Source organism: Aquipuribacter aurantiacus, from assembly GCF_051216895.1.
GTDB lineage: Bacteria > Actinomycetota > Actinomycetes > Actinomycetales > JBBAYJ01 > Aquipuribacter.
In genome coordinates this window covers 390,510-416,300 of record NZ_JBPKAO010000002.1, presented here as the reverse complement: position 1 = coordinate 416,300, position 25,791 = coordinate 390,510, and the positions used below count along the sequence as shown (strand labels likewise).

At 74.7% G+C, this 25,791-nt stretch carries 20 protein-coding genes; 9 read left to right on the top strand and 11 right to left on the bottom strand.

What is annotated here, in order from left to right; translation table 11 throughout:
- Nucleotides 1–159 precede the first annotated feature (159 nt).
- The 3 genes from ACR80Q_RS04680 to ACR80Q_RS04670 all read right to left on the bottom strand — a co-directional run bounded on the left by ACR80Q_RS04680 (nt 160) and on the right by ACR80Q_RS04670 (nt 2,385).
- On the bottom strand, nt 160–720 hold the full coding sequence (locus tag ACR80Q_RS04680) for a hypothetical protein (RefSeq protein WP_435376390.1): 561 nt from the start codon (nt 718–720) through the stop codon (nt 160–162).
- A 113-nt stretch (nt 721–833) separates the two neighbouring features.
- Nucleotides 834–1,691, bottom strand: coding sequence for a DsbA family protein (locus ACR80Q_RS04675; protein ID WP_435376389.1), 858 nt, complete (start codon nt 1,689–1,691; stop codon nt 834–836).
- 148 nt (nt 1,692–1,839) lie between these two features.
- Nucleotides 1,840–2,385, bottom strand: a complete 546-nt coding sequence (locus ACR80Q_RS04670) for a hypothetical protein (RefSeq protein WP_435376388.1) — start codon at nt 2,383–2,385, stop codon at nt 1,840–1,842.
- Nucleotides 2,386–2,493: 108 nt separating this feature from the next.
- On the opposite strand from ACR80Q_RS04670, the gene ACR80Q_RS04665 reads away from it, so the two are divergent.
- From ACR80Q_RS04665 to ACR80Q_RS04650, 4 genes are all read left to right on the top strand, one after another.
- Complete coding sequence (locus ACR80Q_RS04665; protein WP_435376445.1) at nt 2,494–3,312, top strand: TSUP family transporter; 819 nt, start codon at nt 2,494–2,496, stop codon at nt 3,310–3,312.
- 64 nt (nt 3,313–3,376) lie between these two features.
- Nucleotides 3,377–3,757: an ArsR/SmtB family transcription factor gene (locus tag ACR80Q_RS04660; protein ID WP_435376387.1), complete on the top strand. Its 381-nt coding sequence runs from the start codon at nt 3,377–3,379 to the stop codon at nt 3,755–3,757.
- A complete protein-coding gene (locus ACR80Q_RS04655; RefSeq protein WP_435376386.1) occupies nt 3,754–5,484 on the top strand; it encodes a SulP family inorganic anion transporter in 1,731 nt (576 codons plus the stop codon). Before ACR80Q_RS04660 ends, ACR80Q_RS04655 begins: the two co-directional genes overlap by 4 nt.
- 400 nt (nt 5,485–5,884) lie before the next feature.
- Nucleotides 5,885–7,165 (top strand): sensor domain-containing protein, encoded by a 1,281-nt coding sequence (locus ACR80Q_RS04650; protein ID WP_435376385.1) that lies wholly within the window; start codon nt 5,885–5,887, stop codon nt 7,163–7,165.
- Between the two features lie 109 nt (nt 7,166–7,274).
- Here ACR80Q_RS04650 and ACR80Q_RS04645 read toward each other — a convergent pair whose 3' ends face one another.
- The 5 genes from ACR80Q_RS04645 to ACR80Q_RS04625 form a co-directional block, all read right to left on the bottom strand.
- On the bottom strand, nt 7,275–9,545 hold the full coding sequence (locus tag ACR80Q_RS04645) for a catalase (RefSeq protein WP_435376384.1): 2,271 nt from the start codon (nt 9,543–9,545) through the stop codon (nt 7,275–7,277).
- Between the two features lie 68 nt (nt 9,546–9,613).
- Nucleotides 9,614–9,787 (bottom strand): hypothetical protein, encoded by a 174-nt coding sequence (locus ACR80Q_RS04640; protein WP_435376383.1) that lies wholly within the window; start codon nt 9,785–9,787, stop codon nt 9,614–9,616.
- 14 nt (nt 9,788–9,801) lie between these two features.
- Nucleotides 9,802–10,914, bottom strand: a complete 1,113-nt coding sequence (locus ACR80Q_RS04635) for a PP2C family protein-serine/threonine phosphatase (protein ID WP_435376382.1) — start codon at nt 10,912–10,914, stop codon at nt 9,802–9,804.
- 127 nt (nt 10,915–11,041) lie between these two features.
- Nucleotides 11,042–11,869 (bottom strand): Fpg/Nei family DNA glycosylase, encoded by an 828-nt coding sequence (locus ACR80Q_RS04630; RefSeq protein ID WP_435376381.1) that lies wholly within the window; start codon nt 11,867–11,869, stop codon nt 11,042–11,044.
- Entirely contained in the window at nt 11,869–12,345 is a 477-nt protein-coding gene (locus tag ACR80Q_RS04625; protein WP_435376380.1) for a ribose-5-phosphate isomerase, read from the bottom strand. Before ACR80Q_RS04625 ends, ACR80Q_RS04630 begins: the two co-directional genes overlap by 1 nt.
- A gap of 9 nt (nt 12,346–12,354) precedes the next feature.
- Here ACR80Q_RS04625 and ACR80Q_RS04620 point away from each other — a divergent pair, with 9 nt between their 5' ends.
- Nucleotides 12,355–13,158, top strand: a complete 804-nt coding sequence (locus ACR80Q_RS04620) for a DUF429 domain-containing protein (protein ID WP_435376379.1) — start codon at nt 12,355–12,357, stop codon at nt 13,156–13,158.
- 33 nt (nt 13,159–13,191) lie between these two features.
- Here ACR80Q_RS04620 and ACR80Q_RS04615 read toward each other — a convergent pair whose 3' ends face one another.
- Nucleotides 13,192–13,785 (bottom strand): mycothiol-dependent nitroreductase Rv2466c family protein, encoded by a 594-nt coding sequence (locus ACR80Q_RS04615; RefSeq protein WP_435376444.1) that lies wholly within the window; start codon nt 13,783–13,785, stop codon nt 13,192–13,194.
- A gap of 145 nt (nt 13,786–13,930) precedes the next feature.
- On the opposite strand from ACR80Q_RS04615, the gene pepN reads away from it, so the two are divergent.
- Nucleotides 13,931–16,504 carry an aminopeptidase N gene (gene pepN, locus ACR80Q_RS04610; protein WP_435376378.1) on the top strand — a complete coding sequence of 858 codons (2,574 nt, stop codon included), beginning with the start codon at nt 13,931–13,933 and terminating at the stop codon, nt 16,502–16,504.
- Between the two features lie 10 nt (nt 16,505–16,514).
- Here pepN and malQ read toward each other — a convergent pair whose 3' ends face one another.
- A complete protein-coding gene (gene malQ / locus ACR80Q_RS04605) occupies nt 16,515–18,674 on the bottom strand; it encodes a 4-alpha-glucanotransferase (protein WP_435376376.1) in 2,160 nt (719 codons plus the stop codon).
- Between the two features lie 180 nt (nt 18,675–18,854).
- Between malQ and ACR80Q_RS04600 the strand changes: the two genes are divergently transcribed.
- The 3 genes from ACR80Q_RS04600 (at nt 18,855) to ACR80Q_RS04590 (ending at nt 23,862) form a co-directional block, all read left to right on the top strand.
- Nucleotides 18,855–21,050 carry a prolyl oligopeptidase family serine peptidase gene (locus ACR80Q_RS04600; RefSeq protein ID WP_435376375.1) on the top strand — a complete coding sequence of 732 codons (2,196 nt, stop codon included), beginning with the start codon at nt 18,855–18,857 and terminating at the stop codon, nt 21,048–21,050.
- Between the two features lie 22 nt (nt 21,051–21,072).
- A complete protein-coding gene (locus tag ACR80Q_RS04595; RefSeq protein ID WP_435376374.1) occupies nt 21,073–22,272 on the top strand; it encodes a mechanosensitive ion channel family protein in 1,200 nt (399 codons plus the stop codon).
- Between the two features lie 69 nt (nt 22,273–22,341).
- Nucleotides 22,342–23,862, top strand: coding sequence for an SDR family oxidoreductase (locus ACR80Q_RS04590; RefSeq protein ID WP_435376373.1), 1,521 nt, complete (start codon nt 22,342–22,344; stop codon nt 23,860–23,862).
- Here the strand turns inward: ACR80Q_RS04590 and ACR80Q_RS04585 are convergent.
- Nucleotides 23,832–25,754 (bottom strand): alpha-amylase family protein, encoded by a 1,923-nt coding sequence (locus ACR80Q_RS04585; RefSeq protein WP_435376372.1) that lies wholly within the window; start codon nt 25,752–25,754, stop codon nt 23,832–23,834. The genes ACR80Q_RS04590 and ACR80Q_RS04585 overlap by 31 nt on opposite strands.
- Nucleotides 25,755–25,791 lie beyond the last annotated feature (37 nt).

Genomic DNA, 25,791 nt, shown 5'->3' with positions numbered 1-25,791 from the left:
ACCTTTGATCCGGAAAAGCGGTTCCTGGGTCGGACGATGCCCGTGAACAATGCGCGTCCGCGCCGTTCCCGACGGGTCCGGAGACCCGCGAGGACCACGGACGTGACGCCCGCAGCACCGGGCACCGCCCGGATGGGCGGCGTGGTCCCGCGCGGCAGCTCAGGCAGCGAGCGCGAACGACCGCGGCGGGCCCCGGACGGGGTCGGCGGCGGCGAGGGGGGCGCCGAGCGGCATCGGCTCGACGTCCCGGCGCAGCGGGCGCGCGGGACCCACCGGGGCGGGTGTCACGACCAGCAGCAGCAGCGGGCCGGCCCAGGAGCCGAGCGCCACCAGGGCGGCCTCGCCGCGACGCAGCAGGACCACGGTCGCCGCGGTGGCCAGCACGTGCGCGCCGAGCATGGTCGGGTCCCACCAGAGCGTCGCGTGCCCGGCGACCGACGGGTCGGCCACCGCGCCGTGGTTGCCGGGGACCCAGGCGAACGCGTGGTGCAGCGCCAGCTGCCCGCCGGCGACCACGGCGGTCAGCCGCCGGGCGGAGACCCGACGGGACGCCACGGCTGTGGACAGGACCACGACCACGAGCAGCGCCAGCACCAGAGCCCGCACCGAGGGGGTGCCCCCACCGGCGAGCAGGTGCCCGGCCCCGGCCAGACCGACGACCGCCGAGGCCGACACAGCAGCACGCAGCGCTCCTGCGGCGACGCACCGGTCCCGTTGCACGAGATGACGGTATCCGAGGGACGCGGGCACCGGCAGCCGTCCTGGGCGGGTGGCTCGTCGACCCGGTCGAGGGGCTCCTGCGACGCCCGCCGACCGGTGCTGCTGCGCCCGGGCTACGAGCCCGTCGCAGCCGCCACCGCGGCCGCGAGCTGCTCCGGCGTGCGGGCCTCGCTCGCCTCGCCGTCCACCCACACCGTGGGCGTCCCGCCCACCCCGAGCTGCTGGGCCTGCTGGGTGCTGCGGGTGACCCAACCGGTGAAGCGGCCCTGGTCGATGCAGGCGGTGGTCTGCTCCCCGGCCCCGACCGAGGTGGCCAGGCCGGCGAGCGCCCCGTCGTCCGGGCCGGGGCCGCCCTCCGACGGCTGCGCGGCGAACAGGGCGCCGACGTAGGCGCGGAACGTGGCGTCGCCGTCGTGCTCGGCCACGCACATCGCGGCGGCGGCGGATCGGGTCGAGTAGTCGGACCCGGCGCTCAGCCGGTCCAGGATCGCGATCGGTCGGTACTCCACGGTCACCTCGGTGCCGGCCTCGAGCTCGGCCAGGTAGGCGCCGCTGGTCTCCTCCAGCTGCCGGCACGCGGGGCAGAGGAAGTCCTCGTACAGGGTCAGCACCACCGGCCCCGTCCCACCCACGACCACGCCCCCGGTCTCGTCCTGCCCCTCGGCGGGTGTGCCCGGGAACGCCTGCTGCTGGACGACGTCGGGATCGGTGCTGGCCAGGTCGGCCTGCTGCCGGGTGGCCACCACCACGGCGGTCACCGTCACCCCGACGAGGACCGCCACGACGACCGCCGTGACGGCCAGCACCACCCTGCTGCCCCGGCGGGCGTCGCCCAGCGGGGTGCCCCGACCGCTCCTGGGTACGGACCGGGCGCCACCGGTCGGACGGCCGCCTGCCCTGTCGCCGCTGCGGGCGCTGCTGCTCGCGCTGCTCGTCGGGCCGTTCTTCGCGCTGTTCTTCTTCGGGCTCATGGGACTCCAGTCCTGCTCTGCCGGCCGCCGGAGGACACGACCTCTCGTCATGTCGTCCCGGCGACGGGTTCCGTCGACGGGTCGGGTAGGCACGCCGGCTCGGGCCGGCGTGACCGGTCGCGCATCGCGCCGAGCGACGAGCTGGTGCTCAGACGGCGAGCGCGCACCCCGCCGGCGGGCCTCGCGCGGGATCGGCGTCGACCACCCGCCGGCCCGGGGCGAGCAGGAGGGCCCGCACGGGCGGGGGCACGCTCGCGGAGGGGATCACCCCGTGGGGCAGGGTGATCGGCCTCGCGCCCGCCCAGGCCAGCAGGGCGCGCGCCGCTCCCTCGCCCCGCTGGACGGCCAGGACCGTGACGACCGTGGCCACGGCATGAGCGGCGACCATGCTCAGGTCCGGCGACGTGGTCGCCTCGAGCAGGGACGGGTGGTGACCGCCGTCACCCGAGGAGAGCGCATGGTGCAGCACGACCTGGCCGCCACCCACCACGACGGCCAGCCGCCACGGCGAGACCCGACGCGACGCGGTCGCCGTGGACAGCACGGACACCACGAGGAGCGACAGCACGACGGCCCGCCAGGGCGGCGCGGCTCCCCCGGACAGCAGGTGACCGGCGCCGGCCAGGCCGACGACCGCGGCCGCCAGCAGGACAGCCCGCAGCGCCCCCACGCCGGTGCTCACGCCCTGGTGCACCCGACCACGGTAGCCCCGCCGTCGGCGCGCCTCACCGGCACGTCCGCACCCCCAGGACCTCGGGCCGGGCCCGGGTCCGGATGGGCGCGTAGCGTCCGGCCGGTGACCATGGCGCAGCGTCGGACCGAACCGTCGACCCCGGTGCCGGAGCGTCCGTGGTGGCTGGTGCTCGGTGTCGGCGCACTGGTCGGTCTGCTGGGGGGGCTGATCGGGCTGGGCGGGGCGGAGTTCCGACTGCCGCTGCTGATCGGGTTGTTCGGCTTCGCCGCCCTGCAGGCGGTCATCCTCAACAAGGCCATGAGCCTGGTGGTCGTCCTCACCGCGCTCCCCGCCCGCCTGGTCCACGTCCCCCTCAGCGACGTGCTGGCGGGCTGGCCGGTGGTCCTGAACCTGCTCGCCGGCAGCCTGCTCGGCGCCTGGGCCGGGGCGCACTGGGCGACACGGATGCGGGCCGCGACCCTGTACCGCGTCCTGGCGGTGCTGCTGGTCCTGATCGCGGTGGTGCTCGTGGGCTCGCACCTCTCGGTCGTGCCGCCCCTGGCGCTGCCGCTGCCGGTGCAGCTCGTGGCCGGGGTCGTCGCGGGCTTCGGCATCGGCGTGGTCGCGGCCCTGATGGGCGTCGCCGGCGGGGAGCTGCTGATCCCGACGATCACGCTGCTGCACGGGGTGGACGTCACGCTCGCCGGCAGCCTGTCCCTGGTGGTGTCGTTGCCGACCATGCTCGTCGCGTTCGCCCGCTACAGCCGGGACGGCAGCTTCGTCGTGCTGCGCCGCAACGTCCGCTTCGTGGTCCTGATGGCGGCCGGGTCGGTCGCCGGCACGGTGCTGGGCGGGCTGCTGCTGGGTGTCGTCCCGGAGGGCGTGCTGGTGCCGCTGCTGGCCGCGCTGCTGATCTGGTCGGCCGGGAGGGTCTGGCGACACCGCTGACGCACCCCGTCGGGGCAACTTGCTTACTTGACTATGTTGTCAAGTTCTCAGGTAGGGTGCTGGTATGCCGTTCACCGAGGGTCGCCCCCTGGCCGAGGCCAAGGCCGAGCTGTTCAAGGCCCTCGCTCACCCCGCACGCGTGAGGGTGCTGGAGCTCCTGGCCGAGGGGGACCACACGATGGGTGAGCTGGCCGCGTCGTCGGGGTTCGAGCTCTCGCACCTGTCGCAGCACGTGTCCACGCTGCGCCGGGCCGGCATCGTCGACAGCCGGCGCGTCCGCACGACCGTGGTCTGCACCCTCCGCGACCCGCAGACCGCCGAGCTGCTGGCGGTGGCCCGACGCCTGATCCGCGCGAACCTGCACCACGACCAGGCCCTGCAGCGCGCGCTGGACGACGCCGACGACGCCGTCTCCGCGGCGGACACCGGGAGCGCCTCCGCGTGACGGGCCGCCAGGGACCGGCCCTGCGGCGTGCGGGCCGCTCCGGGGTGCAGCTGGTGCGAGGCCTGCTGCCCCGGCGCAGCGACTACCGCGGGCTGCGCCGCTCCTGGCCCCGCGACCTCGCGGCCGGGGTGACGGTCGGCATCGTCGCCCTCCCGCTGGCCCTGGCCTTCGGGGTCGCGACCGGCGTGGGTGCCGCCCCCGGCCTGGTCACCGCCGTCGTCGCCGGCGCCGTCGCCGCCGTGTTCGGCGGCTCGCACCTGCAGGTGTCCGGTCCCACCGGGGCGATGACCGTGGTCCTCGTCCCGCTGGTCGCCACCCGAGGACCCGAGGTCGTCTACCCCGTCGCGATCATGGCCGGGGTGCTCGTGATCGCCGCGGCCCTCCTACGGCTCGGCCGGCTCCTGGACTTCGTGCCCTGGCCGCTGGTCGAGGGGTTCACCGTCGGCATCGCGGTCGTCATCGCCGCGCAGCAGGTGCCCAACGCCCTCGGCGTCCCCGCTCCCGACGTCGACAACGCCGTCGTCGCCGCGGCCCTGGCCGTGCGCTCCTTCGCCGTCGACCCGCAGTGGGCGGTGGTCGCGCTCCTCGTGCTCGCGGTCGTGCTGACCGCCGGCCTGCCCCGGCTGCACCGAGCGCTGCCCTCCAGCCTGATCGCGGTGGTCGTCGTCACCGCGGTGGCCGAGCTGCTGCCGGGGCAGGTCACCCGGATCGACACCCTGCCGTCCTCGCTGCCCGCCCCCGCAGTGCCGGACCTGGCCGGTCTCGGCACGCTGCTGGCCCCCGCCCTGGCCATCGCCTTCCTGGCGGGTCTGGAGAGCCTGCTCTCGGCCCGGGTCGCCGACGGGATGTCCGACGCCCCCCGCCACGAACCCGACCGGGAGCTGTTCGGCCAGGGCCTCGCCAACGTCGCCTCCGGGTTCTTCGGCGGGATGCCCGCCACCGGCGCCATCGCCCGCACCGCCGTCAACGCGCGCGCCGGGGCCAGCACCCGGCTCGCGGCCCTCACCCACGCCGGCGTCCTCACCGTCATCGTCTACACCGCGTCCGGTCTGGTCAGCACCATCCCGCTCGTGGCCCTGGCCGGGGTCCTCATCGTGACCGCCTACCGCATGGTCGAACGGCACCACGTCCGATCGGTGCTGCGCTCCACCCGCGGCGACGCCGCCGTGCTCGTCCTCACCGCCGGCGCCACCATCGCCCTGGACCTCGTCCTCGCCGTGGGGATCGGCCTCGCCGTGGCCGCCGTCCTGGCCCTCGCCCACCTGGCCCGCACCGCCCAGGCCGTGCCCGAAGCCCTGGTCGACGACGGCGTGGGCGACGCCGAGGAGCATGCCCTGCTGTCCCAGCACGTCCTCACCTACCGCCTGGACGGCCCGCTGTTCTTCGGCGCCTCCGCCCGCTTCCTCACCGAGCTCACGTCCGTCACCGACGTCCGGGTGGTCATCCTGCGCCTGGGCTCCATCGGCGTGCTCGACGCGACGGGCGCCCGGGCGCTCGGCGAGATCGTCGACCAGCTCGCCCGGCGCGACATCACGGTCCTCCTGAAGGGCGCCGGCACGGAGCACACCCGGCTGCTCCACGAGGTCGGCACCCTCGCCCCCGCCCTGGCCCGCCACCACGTGTTCACCGACCTGCCGGGCGCCGTCGCCCACGCCCGCAAGCACGTCACCCGGGACCGGTCAGCGCTCGAGCACGCGAGCACCGCCACCACGGGGGACCTGACGTGAGCACCCGCCTGTCCGTGGCCGAGCGGCACCACCTCCGACCGCTCGCCAGGTCGGGCGTCGGGCTCGTCCTCCGCGGCTGAGGTGGGCGGGGCCCGTCGGGTGCGCACCCTGTCCCCGGACCGGTGCGGCACCGAGAACGTGTTCCCCGCGACCCCCGCGGTGGGTGGGTCGCTGGCCGCCGCGCTGCGGCGGGCCGGGTCGCTCCGCGCGTAGACGTCGCTGAGCTCCGGCATGATCGCCCGTCCGGAGGCGAGGTGACCTGGGTGACGTGACGTCGTGGCGGGTGTGCCGCCGCCGAAGCACACCCCCGGGAGCCGACCGTCGCCTAGGGTCGGACCCCGTGGTCGTGGGCACCGGGCCCCGGCCGCTCCCGGTCGACCAGGCCTGCAGGAGGTCGTGCGTGTCCGAGCTCCCGAGCAGCGTGCGGGACGCGGGCGCTGCCACCGACTCCGCGTTCCGGCTCGTGGTCGAGACGATGCCGCAGATCGTCTGGATCGCGCGCCCGGACGGCTGGCACACCTACTTCAACCGCAAGTGGTGCGACTTCACGGGGTTGACGGTCCAGGAGAGCCTCGGGCACGGGTGGAACCCCCCGTTCCACCCCGAGGACCGCGAGCGGGCCGCGGCGCGCTGGCAGCGGGCCACGTCGACGGAGCAGCCGTACGAGATCGAGTACCGGCTCCGTCGGGCCGACGGGACCTACCACTGGATGCTGGGCCGGGCCACGCCGCTGCGTGACGCGGCCGGGGACGTCGTCTCCTGGTTCGGGACCTGCACCGACATCGAGGAGCTCAAGCAGGCCCAGGTGCGGATCCAGGAGCAGGCCCAGCTGCTGGACCTGGCCACGGACGCCATCTTCGTGGAGGACCTCGACGGTCGCGCCGTGTACTGGAACCACGGGGCGGAGCTCGTCTACGGGTGGTCGGCGCAGGAGGCCGTGGGCCGTCGGGTGGACGAGCTCATCACACGGGACCGCGACCAGATCGCCGCCGCCATGGCGGTCGTGCGCGAGCGGGGTGAGTGGAGCGGCGAGCTCCGCTGCACCGGCAGGACCTCCTCGGCGCGGCTCGTGCAGTCGCGGTGGACGCTGCTCCGGAACCCGGACGGCAGCCCCAAGGGCGTGCTGGCGGTCAACACCGACGTCACCGAGCAGCGGGCCACCGAGGCGAGGTTCATCGAGATGCTCGAGGTCGAGGCCACGCACGACCCGCTGACCGGGCTGCCGAACCGGGCCCTGCTCACCGACCGGCTCGAGCAGGCGGTGGCGGCGTCCCGGCGGGACCGGACACCGCTCGCCCTGCTGTTCGTCGACCTCGACCACTTCAAGGACGTCAACGACGGGGCCGGGCACCTGCTGGGCGACCGCGTGCTCGTGGAGGCCGCCACGCGCCTGGCGAGCGTCCTCCGCGACGACGACACCGTCGCGCGCTTCGGCGGCGACGAGTTCGTCGCGCTGCTCCCCGACACCGACGCGGTCACGGCCGACGCCATCGCCGGACGGCTCCTGGCCGCGGTGCGCCAGCCGCTGGAGGTCGACGGGCACCGCCTGCTCATCTCGGCCAGCATCGGTGTGGCGGTCTCCCCGCCCGTCGAGCCGGACGCGCTGCTGCGCTCGGCGGACGCCGCCGTCTACCGCGCGAAGTCCGACGGCCGGGGGCAGGTCGGGGTCTTCGGCCGCTGACGCGAAGGGCAGCGGGCCCGGGCCCGGACGGCCCGGGCCGGCGCCGGGCGGGGACCGCAGTCCCCGCCCGCGCCGACCCGGGCCCGCGAGATCCGGGTGGTGCGACCGCTCAGAGCCGGTCCCACACCCGGTGCTCGCGCAGCAGCTCCACGACCTGCGCCAGCACGGCCGACGCGTCGTCGCCGAGGACCACGCCCGGGTCCTCCGGGCTCAGCCCGGCGGTGGCGAGGGCGTGACCGCCGGAGCCCCAGGCCCCGACCGCCTTGCCGTGCCGGAACATCTCGCCGAGCATCTGCGTCACCCGCGGGTCGACCGAGGGGTCCCCCGGCTGCCCGGCCCGGGCGTCCCGGGGGGCCACCGCGTCCGGCCCGGGGGCGGGTGAGCCCGCCAGCAGGACCGCGTCCAGCTCGACGGAGCGCGCGGTCAGGAACGACCGCTGCACCGTGACCGGACCGCCCTCGCCGTCACCGAGCTCACCCCCGACGGGGGCGACGACCAGCGGCACCATGCCGGCGGCCAGGACTGCGTCACGCACCTCGCGCACCCCGGCCAGGCCCACGGCGGGGTCCACCACGATGCCGATCATGCGGCCCTCGGTCGGCCAGGTGCGGCCGAGCTGGGACAGGGTCGGGCTGAGGACGACGTCGGCGGGCGGCGTCGTGGCCTCGGGGGCGGGCAGACCCAGACCGGCGGCCACCGCGGCGCACAGCCCGGCGTCCACGTCCGCGAGCACCTGCAGCTCACGCTCCTTGATGGTCTGCTCGTAGCACTTGCCCAGCTCGAAGGTGAAGGCCTGCACGATGTGCGCCTGCTCGACCGGCGACATGGACAGCCAGAACATCCGCGCCTGGCTGGTGTGGTCGTCGAAGGACTGCGGTGCCTGCCGGACCTTGTGCGACGCGGCGACCGGTGCGGGCACCTCGACGAAGGCGCCCTCCTCCTCCGTGGCCTCGAACGGGTTCCCGCCGTCGAGCGAGTTGGGCCGGTACGGCGCCACCCCGCCGTGCACGGCCTGCTGGTGGAAACCGTCGCGCAGCATGTCGTTGACCGGCGCGTGGGGCCGGTTGATCGGGATCTGCGAGAAGTTGGGCCCGCCGAGCCTGGTGAGCTGGGTGTCCAGGTAGGAGAACAGCCGGCCCGCCAGCAGCGGGTCGTCGGTGACGTCGATGCCCGGCACGAGGTGCCCGGCGTGGAAGGCGACCTGCTCGGTCTCGGCGAAGAAGTTGGTCGGGTTGGCGTCCAGCGTCATGGTCCCGATGACCTGCACCGGGGCCAGCTCCTCGGGCACCAGCTTGGTCGCGTCCAGCAGGTCGATGCCCTCGAACATCTGGTCCTCGGTGTCCGGGAACGTCTGGATGCCCAGGTCCCACTGCGGGTACGCCCCGGCCTCGATCGCGTCGTACAGGTCGCGCCGGTGGAAGTCCGGGTCGTTGCCCGCCAGCAGCTGGGCCTCCTCCCACACCAGGGAGTGCACCCCCGCGGCCGGCTTCCAGTGGAACTTGACCAGGGTCGTGCTGCCGTCCTCGGCGACCAGGCGCCAGGTGTGCACGCCGAAGCCCTCCATCATCCGGTACGAGCGCGGGATGCCGCGGTCGGACATGTTCCACATCACGTGGTGGGTGGCCTCGGTGTGCAGCGACACGAAGTCCCAGAAGGTGTCGTGGGCGCTCTGCGCCTGCGGGATCTCGCGGTCCGGGTGGGGCTTGGCCGCGTGGATGACGTCCGGGAACTTGATGGCGTCCTGGATGAAGAAGACGGGGATGTTGTTGCCGACCAGGTCGTAGTTGCCCTCCTCGGTGTAGAACTTCACCGCGAAGCCGCGCGTGTCGCGGACCGTGTCGGCCGACCCGCGGGAGCCCAGCACGGTGGAGAAGCGCGTGAACACCGGGGTCTCGACGCCCTTGGCCAGGAACGCGGCCTTCGTCACCGAGGCCGCGGCGCCGTTGGCGCGGAACACGCCGTGGGCCGCGGCGCCGCGGGCGTGGACCACGCGCTCGGGGATGCGCTCGTGGTCGAAGTGCATGATCTTCTCGCGCAGGTGGTGGTCCTGCAGCAGCACGGGCCCACGCGCGCCGGCCTTGAGCGAGTGGTCGGTGTCCGGGAGCCGGACGCCCTGGGCCGTCGTCAGGTAGGGGCAGGCCTGGGCGCGGGCCGTCGGCGGTGCGCCAGTGTCCTTGCCGGTCGGCGAGAACGGGGCGGGCTCCCGCTGGTCGGGCTTGGGGGGCAGCGGGTCGCGCGGGGTGGTCGGCTCCTCCAGCGAGGGGGGCTCGCTGGAGGGGACCCCGGGGACGTGCGGCGGGGTGACGGCGTCGGCGACGGCGTGCGCGGCGGCCGCGACGGCGTCCTTGGTGGCGCGGACGGGGTTCTTCCTGGCTGACATGCCTGGGGCTTACCCCCGGGCGGACGCGACAAACGGCCGGCCCCGCCACCGCTGCGACCCGCCGCGCGTCAGCGGTCCTCGCCCTCCGCGGCCCGACGCTCCCGCGCCGCGCGCTCGGCCCGCATCCGGGTGCGGGGGTCCTGGCTCTCGTCCAGGTGGGCGGGCCCGGCCACCGACAGCAGGGCGTACTGCACGTTCCACCGCACCCGGTACCAGAACCCGACCTTGTCCTTGCGTGCCATGGACCCTCCTCGGTTCACTCGCGCCAGACCACGACAACCGTACGGTCGTCGTCCCCGTTGCCGCGCGGCGCGTCGACCCCGGCCGCGGCCGCACCCCGGTACCCCTGGCGGACGTGCCGGGCGAGCTGCCCGGTCAACCGGTCGACCCCGTAGCTCAGGTCGCGGCCCCGCGCCTCGACGACCCCGTCGGTGTAGACCACGAGGGCGTCGCCGCGCCCCAGCCGGCCGCGCACCTCGGCGTAGGTCCCGTTCACCATCAGACCCAGCGCCGGTTCCGGGCTGGTCGACAGCACCCGCCAGCTGCCGGAACCGGCCTGGTGCTGCACGGGCGGCGGGTGCCCGGCGCTGCGCACGGCGAAGGCACCCGTGCAGGGGTCCAGGACCAGGTGCACCGCCGTCGCGAACCCCTCGGCCCACTCCTGACGCAGCAGGTAGGCGTTGGCGGCCGGCAGGAACTCCTCCACCCGCGACCCGGACATCAGCCCGCTGAGCCCGCCGGACAGCAGCAGGGCCCGGGTCCCGGCGGCCTGGCCCTTGCCGGACACGTCCACGACGGCGACCTCGAGGGCTCCCGGCCAGTCCGTGGTCCGCCCCCCGACCGGCTGGGCCACGTGAGCCTGCTCGCGCACCGACGCCAGGACGAAGTCACCCGAGAAGCCCTCGCCGTTGGCCGAGCGCTGGGCCACCTCCATCCGGACCCCGTCGGGCATCCGGGCGGGCAGCGACTGGGCGCGCAACCGGTCGCGCAGGTCGACGAGCATGTCCTGCCCGGTGTTGCCCTGGACGCCGAGGACCTCGCGGGTGCGGACGAAGAACGCCAGCAGGGCGGCCGTCAGGATCAGCACGATGACGACCCCGGGCGCGATCTCGTCGTCCCGGATGACGGCCGACACGACCACGGAGCCGATCAGCACGAGGTAGTAGGAGAGCAGGTACCGCAGCTGCATGAAGTACGCGGCCAGCAGGATCAGCAGCACGGCCGACGCCGCCGGGACCCAGCGGGCGTGCATGCCGCTCGCCAGGGCGAACACCAGCGCCGCGGCGACGAACACGACGAGGACCGCGGGCTGGTTGCGCGGCCAGCCGCCCATCCAGCCACGCACCGTCGCGTAGCGGGAGCGCACCATGAGGGCTGAGCGTAGGGGGCGTGCACCCGGCGCAGCTACACCGTCGCCACGGTCGGAGCAACGCCGGTCACGATCGTGGGTCACGCCCCGTCGCAGGACCTCCCGGGGGCCGGGCGGTCGCGTCGGGTCAGCCCGGCTGGCAGCCGGGGCACCAGTACAGCCGTCGCCCGACGAGCTCGGCGACCTCGACCGTCGTCCCGCACAGCCGGCACGGCCGGCCGTGCCGGCGGTAGACGTAGTAGGCGTCCTCGCGCCGGGCCGCGCCGGAGCGGCGAGCCCGGTCCTCGCGCTCGGTGGTGACGATGCGCCCGGACCGCACCCCCGCGCGCATCAGCACCGCGAGGTCGTCCCACACGGCCTGCCACTGCTCGTGGGCCACGGCCCTGCCGGGCGTGCGGGGGGACAGCCTGGCCCTGAACAGCGCCTCGGCACGGTAGACGTTGCCGATGCCGGCGACGACCTTCTGGTCCATCAGCAGCGCGGCGATGCTCTGCCTGGACCGGCTGATCCGGGCCCACGCGTCGTCCGGGACCGCGTCGTCGCGCAACGGGTCGGGTCCGAGCCGGGCCAGCAGCCCCGCCCGGCCGGTGTCGTCGAGCAGCTCGCACGCCGTCGGCCCCCGCAGCTCCGCCCACGCCGGTCCGTCCTCACCACGGTCGGGGCCGACCAGCCGCAGCCGCAGCGCCCCACGGGGCTCCGGCGGGCGGCCGTGGCCCAACGCCCATGTGCCGAACAGCCCCAGGTGCACGTGCAGCCACCGGTCCGACCCCGGCGGGGCGTCGAACCGCAGCAGCAGGTGCTTGCCCCAGGCCTCGGTGCCCGCCAGCCCCACGCCGTCCAGCGCCGCGGCGCCGGCGCTGAAGCGGCCCTGGGGGCTGTCGAGCCGGACCGGGTCGCCGGCGAACAACCCGGCCAGCTGTCGGGCGTGCCGGTGGACGGTGTGGCCCTCCGGCATCAGCTGCCGTCGGGCAGCGGCGGCAGCTCGCCGTCGGACTCCCAGCGGGTCAGCTGGTCGATCCGGCGCTGGTGCCGCTCGTCCCCGCTGAACGGCTCGGCCAGGAACGTCCGGACGAAGCCGGTGGACACCTCGACCTCGTGCATCCGACCGCCCACCGAGATGACGTTGGCGTCGTTGTGCTGCCGCCCCAGCCGGGCCGTGTCCTCGCTCCAGGCCAGGACGGCCCGGACCCCGGGCACCTTGTTCGCGGCGATCTGCTCGCCGTTGCCGGAGCCGCCCACGACCACGCCGAGGCTGCCGGGGTCACCGACCACGGCCAGGGCGGCCCGCAGGCAGAACGCCGGGTAGTCGTCGAGCGGGTCGAGCTCGGCCGGACCGTGGTCGACGACCTCGTGGCCGTCGGCGGCCAGGGTCGTGACGAGGTGGGTCTTGAGCTCGAAGCCTGCGTGGTCGGAACCGATGTGGACGCGCACGGTGGCATTGTGGCCGATGTGCGGGTCATCGGGGTCGACGGGGTGCGCGAACGGTGGTTGTCGGCGGCGCTGAGCCTGGACCCGGACGGCGACCGACCCCCCACCACGACCTGGTCGGTGGGCCTCGCGAGCGAGGTCCTGGCCGTGGTCGGGGAGCCCGACGTCGTGGGCCTCGGGGTCGACATCCCCGTCGGGCTCCTCGAGCACGGTCCCCGTCCGGCCGAGGCCGAGGCCCGACGGCTGCTCGGTCGCAGCGCCGGGAGCATCTTCGCGACCGCACCCGCCGCGGCCTTCCGGGTGGCCCGGGCGCACCTGGAGCCCGGCCGCGCGCTCGCCCCGGCGGTGCGACCGAGCGCCGACGCGGCGTCCCGGGCCGCCGGCGGTGGGGGTGTCTCGACGCAGTCCTGGATGATCGCGGCCAAGGTCCTCGAGGTCGAGGACGCCGTCCGGGCGCTCGGCCCGGCGGGCGGGCGCGTGGTCGAGGTGCACCCGGAGACCTCGTTCGCGGTCATGGCGGAGCACTTCCGGCTGCCGCCGGCCGCCGCCAAGCGGTCCGCCCCGGGCGCGGCCCAGCGCATCGGGCTGCTGCAGCGCACCCTCCCCGGCCTCGACGTGGTGGCGGCGCTGGCCGCGGTACCGGTCGGGACGTCGGCCCGGGACCGGGTCCCGGTCGACGACGCCCTGGACGCCCTGGCCGCGGCCTGCTCCGCCCTGCGCCACGCCTACGGGCAGGCCCGGGTGCTCGGAGCGGGCCTTCCGGCCGTGTGGTCCGACGGCACGCCCGCCCCGGGGCGCGCCGTCATCGTGGTGTGACCGGCACCGTGGTGCGACGGCCGCGAGCGGCCCTCAGTCGAAGACCGGGCCCTGCGACCGGCTGCGCTTGAGCTCGTAGAAGCCGGGGGTTCCCGCCACCAGCAGGGCCCCGTCCCACAGCCGGCCGGCGGCCTCGCCCCGGGGGGCCGGGGTGACGACGGGACCGAAGAACGCGGTGCCGTCGAACGCCACGACCGGGGTGCCGACGTCCTCGCCGACCAGCCCGATCCCGGCGGCGTGGCTCTCGCGCAGGGCCTCGTCGTGCTCGTTGCCCTCGGCGGCGTCGGCCAGCGCGGCGGGCAGGCCGACCTCGGCCAGCGCCTCGACGACGACCGTGTCCCAGTCCTTGCGCCCGCCGGGGTGGATCCGCGTGCCGATGGCGTCGTACAGCTTCTTGACGACCTCGTCGCCGTGGGCCTGCTGCGCGGCGACGACCACCCGCACCGGGCCCCACGCCCGGGTCATCATCTGGCGGTAGTCCTCGGCCACGTCGTTGCCCTCGTTGAGCACGGCGAGGCTCATCACGTGCCACCGCACCGTGACGTCGCGGACCTTCTCGACCTCGTCCATCCAGCGCGAGGTCATCCACGCCCACGGGCAGATCGGGTCGAACCAGAAGTCGGCCACGGCCGCCTTCGCGGGGGCCGTGCCGGCAGCGGTCGGGTCGGTCGTTCGGTCGGTCGTGTCCTCGGTGGTCGTCACGGTCGGTGCCAACCGCGTGGTCGCCGGGGGAATTCCGTCCCGGGCCGCGTGCACGTGACAGGATTCGCCCGTGCCCGGAACCAACCTCACGCGCGACGAGGCGCAGGCCCGCGCCGCTCTCGTCGAGTCCCAGAGCTACGACGTCGACCTCGACCTGACCACGGGCCAGGAGTGGTTCGTGTCGCGGACCGTGGCCCGCTTCCGGCTGCGCGAGCCCGGCTCGACCTGGCTCGACCTGATCGCCGAGCACGTCGAGGAGGTCGAGGTCCGGGCAGGCGGGCGCACCTACCGGTTGGACCCGGCGCACGTCCACCACGACTCCCGGCTGTGGCTGCACGACCTGCCCGCCGGCGACGTCGAGGTCACCGTCCGGGCCCGCTGCCCGTACATGAACACCGGCGAGGGGCTGCACCGCTTCGTCGACCCGGTCGACGGCGAGGTCTACCTCTACACGCAGTTCGAGGTGGCCGACTCCCGCCGGGTGCTGGCCGTCCTGGAGCAGCCCGACCTCAAGGCCACGTTCGCCTTCACGGTGACCGCCCCGGCGCACTGGCAGGTCACGTCGGTGTCACCCACGCCGCAGCCGGAGCCGGGCCGGGACGGCAGCGCCACCTGGCGCTTCGCCCCGACCCCCCGGTTGTCGTCCTACGTCACCGCCCTGGTCGCGGGGCCGTACCACGTGGTCCGCGACGAGCTGGTCAGCCGTGACGGCCGCACCGTCCCGCTGGGGGTGTTCTGCCGCGCCTCCCTCGCGCCGTACCTGGACGCCGGGGAGATCCTCGACATCACCCGACGTGGCTTCGCCTTCTACGAGGCGAGCTTCGACCAGGCCTACCCGTTCGAGAAGTACGACCAGCTGTTCGTGCCGGAGTTCAACGCCGGGGCGATGGAGAACGCCGGCTGCGTGACGTTCACCGAGACCTACGTGTTCCGGTCCAAGACCCCGGAGGCGTTCCACGAGCGGCGCGCGGTCACGGTGCTCCACGAGCTGGCCCACATGTGGTTCGGCGACCTGGTGACGATGCGGTGGTGGGACGACCTGTGGTTGAACGAGTCGTTCGCCGAGTTCGCGTCCACGCTGGCCACCGCCGAGGCGACCCGCTGGGACCAGGCGTGGACGACGTTCTCGGCGATGGAGAAGTCCTGGGCCTACCGCCAGGACCAGCTGCCCACCACCCACCCGGTCATCGCCGACATCCGCGACCTGGAGGACGTCGAGGTCAACTTCGACGGCATCACCTACGCCAAGGGCGCCAGCGTGCTCAAGCAGCTGGTGGCCTGGGTCGGGCGCGAGGAGTTCTTCGAGGGGCTGCGGGCGTACTTCCGGGCCCACGCCTGGGGCAACACCGTGTTCGGCGACCTACTGGGCGAGCTGTCGACCGCCAGCGGCCGTGACCTGGACGACTGGGTGCAGCGATGGCTGATGACCTCGGGCGTGACGACCATCGGCGCCGAGGTCGACGAGGCCGGCGACGGCACGATGCGCCGGGTGACGCTCGTGCAGACCGCACCGGCCGACCACCCCGTGCTGCGCCCCCACCGCCTCGCGGTCGGTTGCTACGACCTCGTCGACGGTGCCCTCGTGCGCACCCACCGGGTCGAGCTGGACGTGGACGGCGAGCGCACCGACGTCCCCGGGCTGGCCGGACGGTCACGGCCGGCGCTGCTGCTGCTCAACGACGACGACCTGGCCTACGCCAAGGTCCGTCTGGACCCCGACTCGCTGGCCACCGCCACCGACCACCTGTCGGTGCTGGGCTCGTCCATGGCCCGCAGCGTCGTGTGGGGGGCGGCGTGGGACATGCTGCGCGACGCCGAGACCGGCGCCGGGCAGTTCGTCGACCTGGTGCTGGGCAACGTGGCCGCGGAGACGGAGTCGTCCGTCGTGCTCACGCTGGTGCGCCAGCTCAGCAGCGCCGCCCGCCTGTTCACCGCTCCCCCCAACCGGGGCGCCACCGCCCAGCGCGTGGCCGACGGGCTGTGGGACCTGGCGCGGGCCGCCCCGCCGGGCAGCGACATCCAGCTGCAGGCGGTGCGCGCGTTCTGCGGCTTCGTGCGCAGCGCCGAGCACGTCGAGGTGGTCCGGGGGCTGCTGTCCGGCACGCTGGAGCTGCCCGGTCTCACGGTCGACACCGACCTGCGCTGGGACCTGGTCGCGGCCGTCGCGAGCGCCGACGAGGACTCCTCGCTGCGCTCGGCAGACCTGGTCGAGGCCGAGCAGGCGCGCGACGACACCGCCTCGGGCCAGCGGGCCGCCGCGGCGGCGCTCGCCGCCCGACCGACCGTCGAGGCCAAGGAGCAGGCCTGGTCGCGCATCATGTCGGGCGACCTGCCCAACGCGGTGTCGGCGGCCACCATCTCGGGGTTCTCGCGGTCGCCCGAGCCCGAGCTCTTCGAACGCTTCCTGGACCGGTACTTCGACGCCCTGCTGCCGCAGTGGCACGCCCGGACCAACGAGATGGCCCAGCAGGTCGTCACCGGGACGTACCCGTCGGCCCTGGTCACCGCCGACCTCGTCGGCCGCGGCGACGCCTGGCTGGCGGCCCACCCGGACGCCCCGGCGGGACTGCGACGCCTCGTGCTGGAGAACCGCGACAGCACGGCCCGCTCGCTGCGGGCGCAGGAGCGGGAGCTGCTCGGCTGAGCGAGGAGCCTCAGACGCCCTCGCGCAGCACCCGGCCCAGGCTGGCCGCGCGCGGCGAGCGCACCAGGTCCTCCAGCAGGACCGGGACGCCCACGCCGTCGGCCATCGGCAGCCGCCAGTTGGGGTACTCCAGGTAGGTGCCCGGCTGGTTGATCGCCCGGCGGTCGCCGACGGCGTCCGGCAGCGCGACGCCCAGCAGGATGCTGGGGGTCCACGTCAGCAGCCGGTGCAGCGCCTCGACCGTCTGCCGCTCCAGGGGCTGGTCCGGCAGCAGGCCCAGGTCGGTCAGCATCCGCAGGTAGGCGGCACGGTCGGCCGTGTCGGCCGCGCGCTCCTCGTCGACGTCGCGGGTCAGCAGACCGAGCCGCTCGCGGACCTCGATGTGCTCGCCCGCCAGGTACCCGGCGGTCGGCGGCAGGTCGTGGGTGGTCACGGTGGCCAGGCACAGCTCCCGCCACCGCTGCGGCTTGAGCGGGGCCCCGTCGGCGTCCTTCTCGAACCAGAGGATCGACGTGCCCAGCACGCCGCGCTCCAGCAGGTAGTCGCGCACCCACGGCTCGACGTTGCCCAGGTCCTCGCCGACGACGACGGCCCCGGCGCGGTGCGCCTCCAGGGCCAGCACCCCGATCATCGCCTCGTGGTCGAAGCGGACGTAGGTCCCGTCGGCCGGGCCCGCCCCCGAGGGGATCCACCACAGCCGGAACAGGCCGATGATGTGGTCGATGCGGATGCCGCCGCCGTGGCGCAGCACCGCCCGCAGCATGTCGCGCAGCGGCGCGTAGCCGGCCTCGGCCAGGGCGTCGGGCCGCCACGGCGGCTGGGACCAGTCCTGGCCCTGCTGGTTGAACGCGTCCGGCGGCGCACCGACGCTGACGCCGCGGGCCATGGTGTCCTGCAGCGCCCAGGCGTCGGCGCCGTCGGGGTGCACCCCGACGGCGAGGTCGTGGATGATCCCGAGACCCATCCCCGCCTCGACGGCGCTGCGCTGCGCGGTGGCGAGCTGGATGTCCATCTGCCACTGCAGCCAGCAGTGCAGCTCGACCCGGTGCGACAGCTCCTCGCGCAGCTGCGCGACGGCCTCGGTGCCGGGGCTGCCCGCGTGGGCGGGCCACTGCGAGGACGGCGTGCCGTAGAACTCGCGCAGCGCGCACCAGGTCGCCCAGTCGACGAGGCCCTGGCCCTCGCGCTCCTTGAAGGCGCTGAACTGCGCCTCCCGCGCTGGGGAGCGGCGGACGGCGAACACGCGCTCCAGCGCGGCCCGCTTGGCCTCCCACACCAGGTCGCGGTCGATGAGGACGTCGTCGCGGTTGAGCTCGCGCAGCTCCTCGGCGTGCCACTCCACCACGGCGCGGTCGGCGGCCGACAGGTAGGCGGTCTCCCGGACGTCCTCGACCCGCAGGTACAGCGGGTTGACGAAGCGTCGGGTCGCCGGCAGGTAGGGCGAGGCCTCGATCGGGGGGACCGGGTCGGGGGCGTGGAGCGGGTTGAGCAGGATGAACCCCGCGCCGTGCTCGCGCGCGGACCAGCCGGCCACCTCGGCCAGGTCGGCCAGGTCCCCGAAGGCCCAGGAGTCCTCGGAGCGGACCTGGAACAGCATGGTCATGAAGCCCCACTGCCGGCGCTCCGACAGGGCCGCGGGCAGCTCCAGGCGGTCGGGCGACACCACCAGGACCCCGGTGCTCTCACGGGCGTCGCCGCCGGCGAGGTCCTCGGCCACCAGCCGCAGCTGGTGCCAGCCCAGCGGCAGGTCCTCCGGCAGGGCGAACGCCGCCTCGCCGACCTGCTGCCCGTCGACGTCGCGGGGGCCGACCTCGTGGGCGACCTGGTCGAGGTCGACCTGCCCACCGTCCTCCAGCTCGGCGACCACGCGCGCGGTCCAGCCGTCCGGGACGTGCACCAGCACCGTGGCCGCGCGCCCGCTGCGGGTGACCGTCGTGGCGGGCACCGGGTGGCGCCAGCCGAGCAGCTCCGCGTCGCGCAACGCCGTGGCGAGGGCCTCGGGGGTGCCGGCGTCGACCTGCAGCGCCGCCAGCACCGCGAGCACGGTGCTGCGCGGGACCTGGACGTGGTTGCCCTGCCAGTCCCAGTAGTCGGTCGCGACCCCGTAGGCCTCGGCGAGCCGGACCAGGTCCTCCTCCGGACCGTGCTCCTGTGTCGCCCCGTCGTCCACGCGAGTGCTCCGTAACTGGGCTGCCACGCCCGTCGGTGGCCGACGTCGGTCGTCGACCGCCGACGAGTCTCCCAGAAGCGCGGCAGGTGGCCAGCCCCGGCTCGCACGGCAGGAGCCTCCGGGGGGACACCTGTGGACAGCACGGCGAGATGTCCGGTTCCACCCCTTAGGGTCGCCCGGGTGCCGGACAACCAGTCTCACGCCTACCCGCCCGCCGCCCGCGGCCCCGTCGTCGACGAGCTGCACGGCAGGTCCGTCGCGGACCCGTACCGCTGGCTGGAGGACCCGACCTCGCCGCAGAGCAGGGCGTGGTCGGCCGCCCAGGACGACCTGTTCGCCGAGCACGCCGCGCGCTGGCCCGGGCGGGCCCACGTCAGCGCGAGCGTCACGTCGTTGCTGGCGACCGGGTCCGTCGGGGTCCCGGCGGTCCGCCGTCGCCACCGGGCCGGGCAGGACGCGGTCGACCAGCACGTCCTGGTGCGTCGCGAGCCCACCGCCGAGCACGCGGTCCTGCTGCTGCGCACCCGCGCGGAGGACGGCACCGGTGTCGAGCGCGTCCTGGTCGACCCCGCCGAGCTGGACCCCACGAGCGCGACCACCCTGGACGCGTGGTCGCTGTCCCGCGAGGGTGACCTGCTGGCCTACCAGGTCAGCGAGGGCGGCTCGGAGGAGAGCGTCCTGCGGGTGATGGACGTGGACACCGGTGAGGACGTCGACGGTCCGGTCGACCGGGCCCGCTACTCCCCCGTGGCCTGGCTGCCCGTCGGCGCCGACGGCACCCGCCGGTTCTTCTACGTCCGGCGGCTGCCGCCGGAGCTGCTCCCTCAGGGCGAGACGCAGTACCACCGCCGGGTGTACCTGCACGTCGTGGGGACCCCCACCACCGAGGACGTCGAGGTGTTCGGCGACGGCCTGGACATGACCAACTACTACGGCGTGGGCACCAGCCACGACGGCCGCTGGCTGCTGGTGTCCGCCTCGGCCGGGACCGCGCCGCGCACCGACGTCTGGCTGGCGGACCTCGCGTCGTCCTCGCCGCAGCGACCGGACCTGCGCGCGGTCGCGGTCGGCCTGGACGCCGAGCACGGGGCCTGGGTCGGGCGCGACGGCCGGCTGTACGTGCACACCGACCTGGACGCCCCGCGGGGTCGCCTGTGCGTCACGGACCCCGCGACCCCGACCCCCGAGCACTGGGTCGACCTGGTGCCGGAGGACCCCGAGGCCGTCCTGGCCGACGTGGCCGTCCTCGACCACGACGACCTGGCCGAGCCGCTGCTGCTGGTCTCGCGGACCCGCCACGCCGTCGGCGAGGTCGCGGTCCACCGGCTGCTGGACGGCCGGCACCTGAGCGACGTCGCCCTGCCCGGGGTCGGGTCCGTCGGGGCGCTGGTGCCCCCGCTCACCGAGCGGGACCGTGCCTGGTTCACCTACACCGACCACACCCTGCCCCCTCGGGTGCTGCTCCTGGACGGGCGCACCCTGGGGCTGAGCACCTGGGAGCTGCCGCCCGGCGAGCCGCCGCCCGGGCCCGACGTCACCGCCCGGCAGGTGGAGTACACCAGCGCGGACGGCACCGTCGTGCGGATGGTGGTCGTCGCCCGCACCGACTCCCTGCTCGAGGGCCGTCCCGCCGCGCCCGCCCCGACGGTGCTGTACGGCTACGGCGGGTTCGGCATCAGCCTGAACCCCGGCTACTCCGCCACCACCTTGACCTGGGTCCGTGCGGGCGGCGTCCACGTCGTCGCCAACCTGCGCGGCGGCGGCGAGGAGGGCGAGGACTGGCACCGGGACGGCTACCGGGACCGCAAGCAGAACGTGTTCGACGACCTCCACGCCGCGGCCGACCGGCTCGTCGCCGACGGCTGGACCACCCCGGCGCAGCTGGCCGTGTCCGGTGGGTCCAACGGCGGGCTGCTGGTCGGTGCCGCGCTCACCCAGCGGCCGCAGGCCTACGCCGCGGTGCTGTGCTCCGCGCCGCTGCTGGACATGGTCCGCTACGAGCAGCACGGCCTGGGCATCACCTGGAACGACGAGTACGGGACCGCCGCGGACGCGACCGAGCTGGGCTGGCTGCTGTCGTACTCGCCCTACCACCACGTCCACGAGGGCACGGCCTACCCCGCGGTGCTGTTCACGGTGTTCGACGGCGACAGCCGCGTCGACCCGCTGCACGCCCGCAAGCTGGCGGCCGCCCTGCAGCACGCCACCAGCAGCCCGCTGCCGGACCGCCCGGTCCTGCTGCGCCGGGAGGCCGACGTCGGCCACGGCGCCCGCTCGTTGAGCCGGACCGTGGGGCTGTCCACCGACGGGCTGCTGTTCCTGGCCCACCACACGGGCCTGGTCTGGTCGGACGCCGCACCCAGGTCGCACTCATGATCCGTCGCTACCCTGACCCGCGATGGCAGCCACGAACCCCCTGACGTCCACCGTCGAGCCCGAGCCCGGCGACACCCCCAGCACCCCCGTTACGGACGGCATCGCGCGGGTGGTGACCGAGCAGAACTGCGGCACCCAGGACGCGAGCCTGTGCGGCCTGATCAACAACGTGATCGGCGACATCGAGCAGGCCCGGTTCGTCTCGGGCCTGATCAGCATCCCGCTGTTCGTCCTGGCCGTCGTGGTGGTGGCGTTCGTGCTGCGCTACGTCCTGCACCGGGTGATCCGCCGGTTCGTCGACCGCATCAAGGCCGACGACCCCGCCCGCCGCGGCCGGATCGACCTCTTCGAGCCCACCGACCCGATCAGCCGCGCCCGCAAGGTGCAGCGGGCCAAGGCCATCGGCTCGATCCTGCAGGCCGTCGTGTCGATCGCGGTGTGGACCGCCGCGGTGTTCGTCATCCTGCCCACCCTGGGCGTCAACATCACCGGCCTGGTCGCCGGGGCCGGCATCGTGGGCATCGCCCTGGGCTTCGGCGCGCAGACCCTGGTGCAGGACTTCGTGTCGGGGATCTTCATGATCGCCGAGGACCAGTACGGCGTGGGCGACGTCATCGACATGGGCGAGGCCACCGGGGTGGTGGAGGCCGTCGGCCTGCGCACGACGCGGCTGCGGGCGGTGGACGGCACCGTGTGGCACGTCCGCAACGGCGAGGTCGTCCGGGTCGGCAACATGAGCCAGGGCTGGTCCCGGGCCGTGCTCGACATCGACGTGGCCTACGGCGAGGACCTGACGCAGGTGATGGAGACGCTCAAGGAGCTCGGTCACGACATGCGCTCCGACCCCGACTGGGGCGACAAGTTCCTCGACGAGCCCGAGGTCTGGGGGGTCGAGGCCCTGGCCGCGGACGGCATCACCGTGCGCATGATCATCAAGACGGTGCCGCTGGAGCAGTGGGTGGTGGCCCGTGAGATGCGCCGCCGGATCAAGTACCGCTTCGACACCCTGGGCATCGAGATCCCGTTCCCGCAGCGCACGGTGTGGGTGCGGACCGAGGGGCCCGGCGCCCACGACGAGGGCCCCGAGGGCGGCTCGGACATCCCGCCCGCCCCGCAGTCCACGCGGGGTGAGGCCTACGTCGCCGCCGAGGACGCCCCCGAGCCCGGTTCGGGCGAACCGTTCGGGTCCTCCGACGAGCCGCCGCGCGACCAGCGCCGCTAGCACCCGCTCCGCCGACCGACGACAGCAGCCCCGCGTGCGCGCCGACCGGCCCGAACGGACACTGAGGGCATGACCCCGCCCCCGCTCGTCCTCGTCACCGGCGCCACCGGCTACATCGGCGGTCGCCTGGTCCCGGAGCTGCTGGACGCCGGCTACCGGGTGCGGACGCTCACCCGCCACCCCGAGCGCCTGAAGGGCCACGACTGGCACGACCGGGTCGACGTGGTCCGCGGTGACGTGCTCGACCCCGAGGCCGTCGACGCGGCCCTGGTCGGCGTCGACGTCGCCTACTACCTCATCCACTCCCTGGGGTCCGGGCGACGTTTCGAGCGGACCGACCGCACCGCCGCCCGCGTGTTCGCCCGGGCGGCCCGGGACAACGAGGTCGGGCGGATCGTCTACCTCGGCGGGCTGTACCCCGACGACGAGGACCTGACGCCGCACCTGGAGTCCCGGCGCGAGGTGGGCGAGATCCTGCTGGCCTCGGGCGTGCCGACGGCCGTGCTGCGCGCCGCCGTCATCATCGGCTCCGGCTCGGCGTCCTTCGAGATGCTGCGCTACCTGACCGAGCGGCTGCCCGTCATGGTGACGCCGCGCTGGCTGCGCAACCGGGTGCAGCCGATCGCCATCCGCGACGTGCTGCGCTACCTCGTCGGGGTCGCGGCCCTGCCGCCGCAGGTCAACCGGGCCTTCGACATCGGTGGACCGGACGTGCTGACCTACCTGGACATGATGCAGCGCTACGCCGCCGTGGCCGGGCTGCCGCGGCGCGTGATCATGCCGGTCAACGTGCTCACGCCCCGGCTCAGCGCGCACTGGGTGGGCATCGTGACCCCGGTCCCGCACCGCCTGGCGCGCCCGCTGGTGGCGAGCCTGGTCCACGAGGTGGTCTGCAGCGAGCACGACGTGCAGCGTTACGTCCCCGACCCCCCGGAGGGCCGGATCGGCTTCGACCGGGCCGTCGGCCTGGCCCTGCAGCGGGTGAAGGAGGCGGCCGTGCTCACCCGGTGGTCCTCGGCCAGCGTGCCCGGCACCGCCAGCGACCCGCTCCCCAGCGACCCCGACTGGGCGGGCGGCTCGCTGTACGTCGACGAGCGGGCCACCCCCGTCCGGGCCTCGCCGGAGCACCTGTGGGCGGTGATCCAGGGCATCGGCGGCGAGAACGGCTGGTACTCGTGGCCGCTGGCGTGGTCGGTCCGGGGCTGGCTCGACCGGTTCTCCGGCGGCCCGGGCCTGACCCGCGGCCGACGCGACCCCAGCCGGGTCGCGGTGGGCGACGCGCTGGACTGGTGGCGGGTGGAGGACGTCCGTCCGTTGCAGCTGCTGCGGCTGCGCGCGGAGATGAAGGCCCCGGGCCTGGCCTGGCTGGAGCTGCTGGTCGAGCAGGACCCGGTCGGTCGCACCCTGTTCCGGCAGCGGGCCCTGTTCCACCCGCGCGGTCTGGCCGGCCACGCCTACTGGGCGGCCGTGACGCCGTTCCACGCGTTCGTCTTCGGCGGGATGCAGGCCAACGTCGCCCTGGCCGCGGAACGGCTGGCGCGCGAGCAGGCCGGCGACGCTCAGCCGGCCACGAGCCAGCGGGCCGTGTAGGGGGCCAGCTCGACGCTGCCCCCGTCGTCGACGAGCACCCGCTCCCCGCCGAGGCGGTCCACGCAGTCGTGCAGCCCGTGCAGGCCCAGCAGCCAGCCGGTCACGTGCACCGTCGTCCCGGTGACGTTGTACAGCCCCAGCATCGGGCCTTCGGGGTGGCGCCGCAGCAGCGCCAGGACGCCGGGGTGCGGCGGGTCCAGGACCTCGGTGCCGCCGGAGGCGTGCAGCTGCGCGATCCCGCGACGAGCCGCGGCCAGCTCTCGCAGGCCCTGGAACACCCGCCCCGTCACCGTCGAGGGGTCGTGGCGGTCCTCGGCCGACTCGCCCAGGGTGTTGAGACGCCAGGGCAGCCGCGGTCGGTGCGCCCACCGGTTGTCCCCGGCGTGACCGGGCTCCTCGGCCCAGTCCGGATCGTTGCGCAGGGCGAGCTCGTCGCCGGACCAGAGCACCGGGATCCCGCCGAAGCCCATCACGACGGCGTGGGCCAGCAGCAGCCGGGCGACGACCTGGTCCAGCGCCGCGACCCGCGCCGGGCCCTCGGGCAGCTCCAGGGCCGCGTCGAGCCCGGCCAGGCTGGCTGCCGTGCCGGAGATGCGCCGGTCCCCGGTCTCCTCGTTGTGCTGGAACACGAGCCCCCGCCCGAACCCGCCCGGGAACCCGCCGGAGTAGAAGTCCGACAGGAACGCCCGGTGGGCGTGCCCGTCCAGCCCGACGGCCGCGGCGTCACCGTCGTCGACGGCCCAGCCGATGTCGTCGTGGCAGCGCACGTACGTCAGCCACGACGTCGTCGTGGGGACGGGGTCGAACTGCCGCAAGGCGTGGACAGTCAGCCCGACGTCGCGGCTGGCGAGCATCGACCACACCTGGACCATGAGGCTGTTGTGGTACGCCAGGTCGCTCACCCGGCCGTGGTGGCGTCCCGTGCCCAGGTACGGCACCAGGTCGCGGGGCCCGACGATCGCCTCGGCCTTCAGCAGGACCCCCGGGGCCGCGATGTGCAGCGCCGCCCGCAGCGCCTGCGTGAGGGCGTGCACCTCCGGCTCGTTCTGGCTCGCGGTGCCCAACCGCTTCCACAGGAACGCGATGGCGTCCAGGCGCAGCACGTCCACGCCCAGGTTGGCCAGGTGGCACACCACCTCGAGGTAGGCGACGAAGACGTCCGGGTTGGACCAGTCGACGTCCCACTGCCAGGAGTTGAAGGTCGTCCACACCCAGGCGTCGAGCTCGTCGTCGAAGGTGAAGCTGCCGGGCGCGAAGTCCGGGAACACCTCGGGCAGCGTGGCCTCGTAGGCGTCGGGGCCGGTGCGGTCCCCGAACAACCGGAAGAAGCGCCGGTAGCGCTCCTCCCCCGCCCGCGCCCGCACCGCCCACTCGTGCTCGCGCGCCACGTGGTTGAGGACCAGGTCCACGCACAGGCTCATGTCGCGGGAGTGCAGGGTGTCCGCGAGGTCGGACAGGTCCTCGTTGGTGCCCAGGTCCGGACGCACCTGCCGGTAGTCGGCCACGGCGTACCCGCCGTCGCTGTCGCCCGGGCGGGGCGTGAGCAGGGGCAGCAGGTGCAGGTAGGTGACCCCCAGCTCGTCGAGGTAGCCCAGGGTGTCGTGCACCCCGCGCAGGTCGCCGGCGAAGCGCTCGGTGTAGGCGGCGTAGCCCAGCATCCGCGGGTCCTGGAACCAGTCCGGGCGCAGCAGCCGACGTTGGTCCAGCCGTCGCAGCGCGGGACGACGACCCGCGTGGGCGCTGCGCAGGACGGCCACGACCGACTCGAGCAGCGCCGGCACCTCGTCGGGCCGGTAGGCGCCCCGCAGGCCCGCCTCGCAGTCCGGCAGCCAGCGCTCCAGCCGCAGGTCGAACAGCTCGTCGTGGACGTCCGGGGCCGGGTCAGCAACCACCGGGCGAGCCTAGTGCGACGGGGTGGGGCGCGGGCGC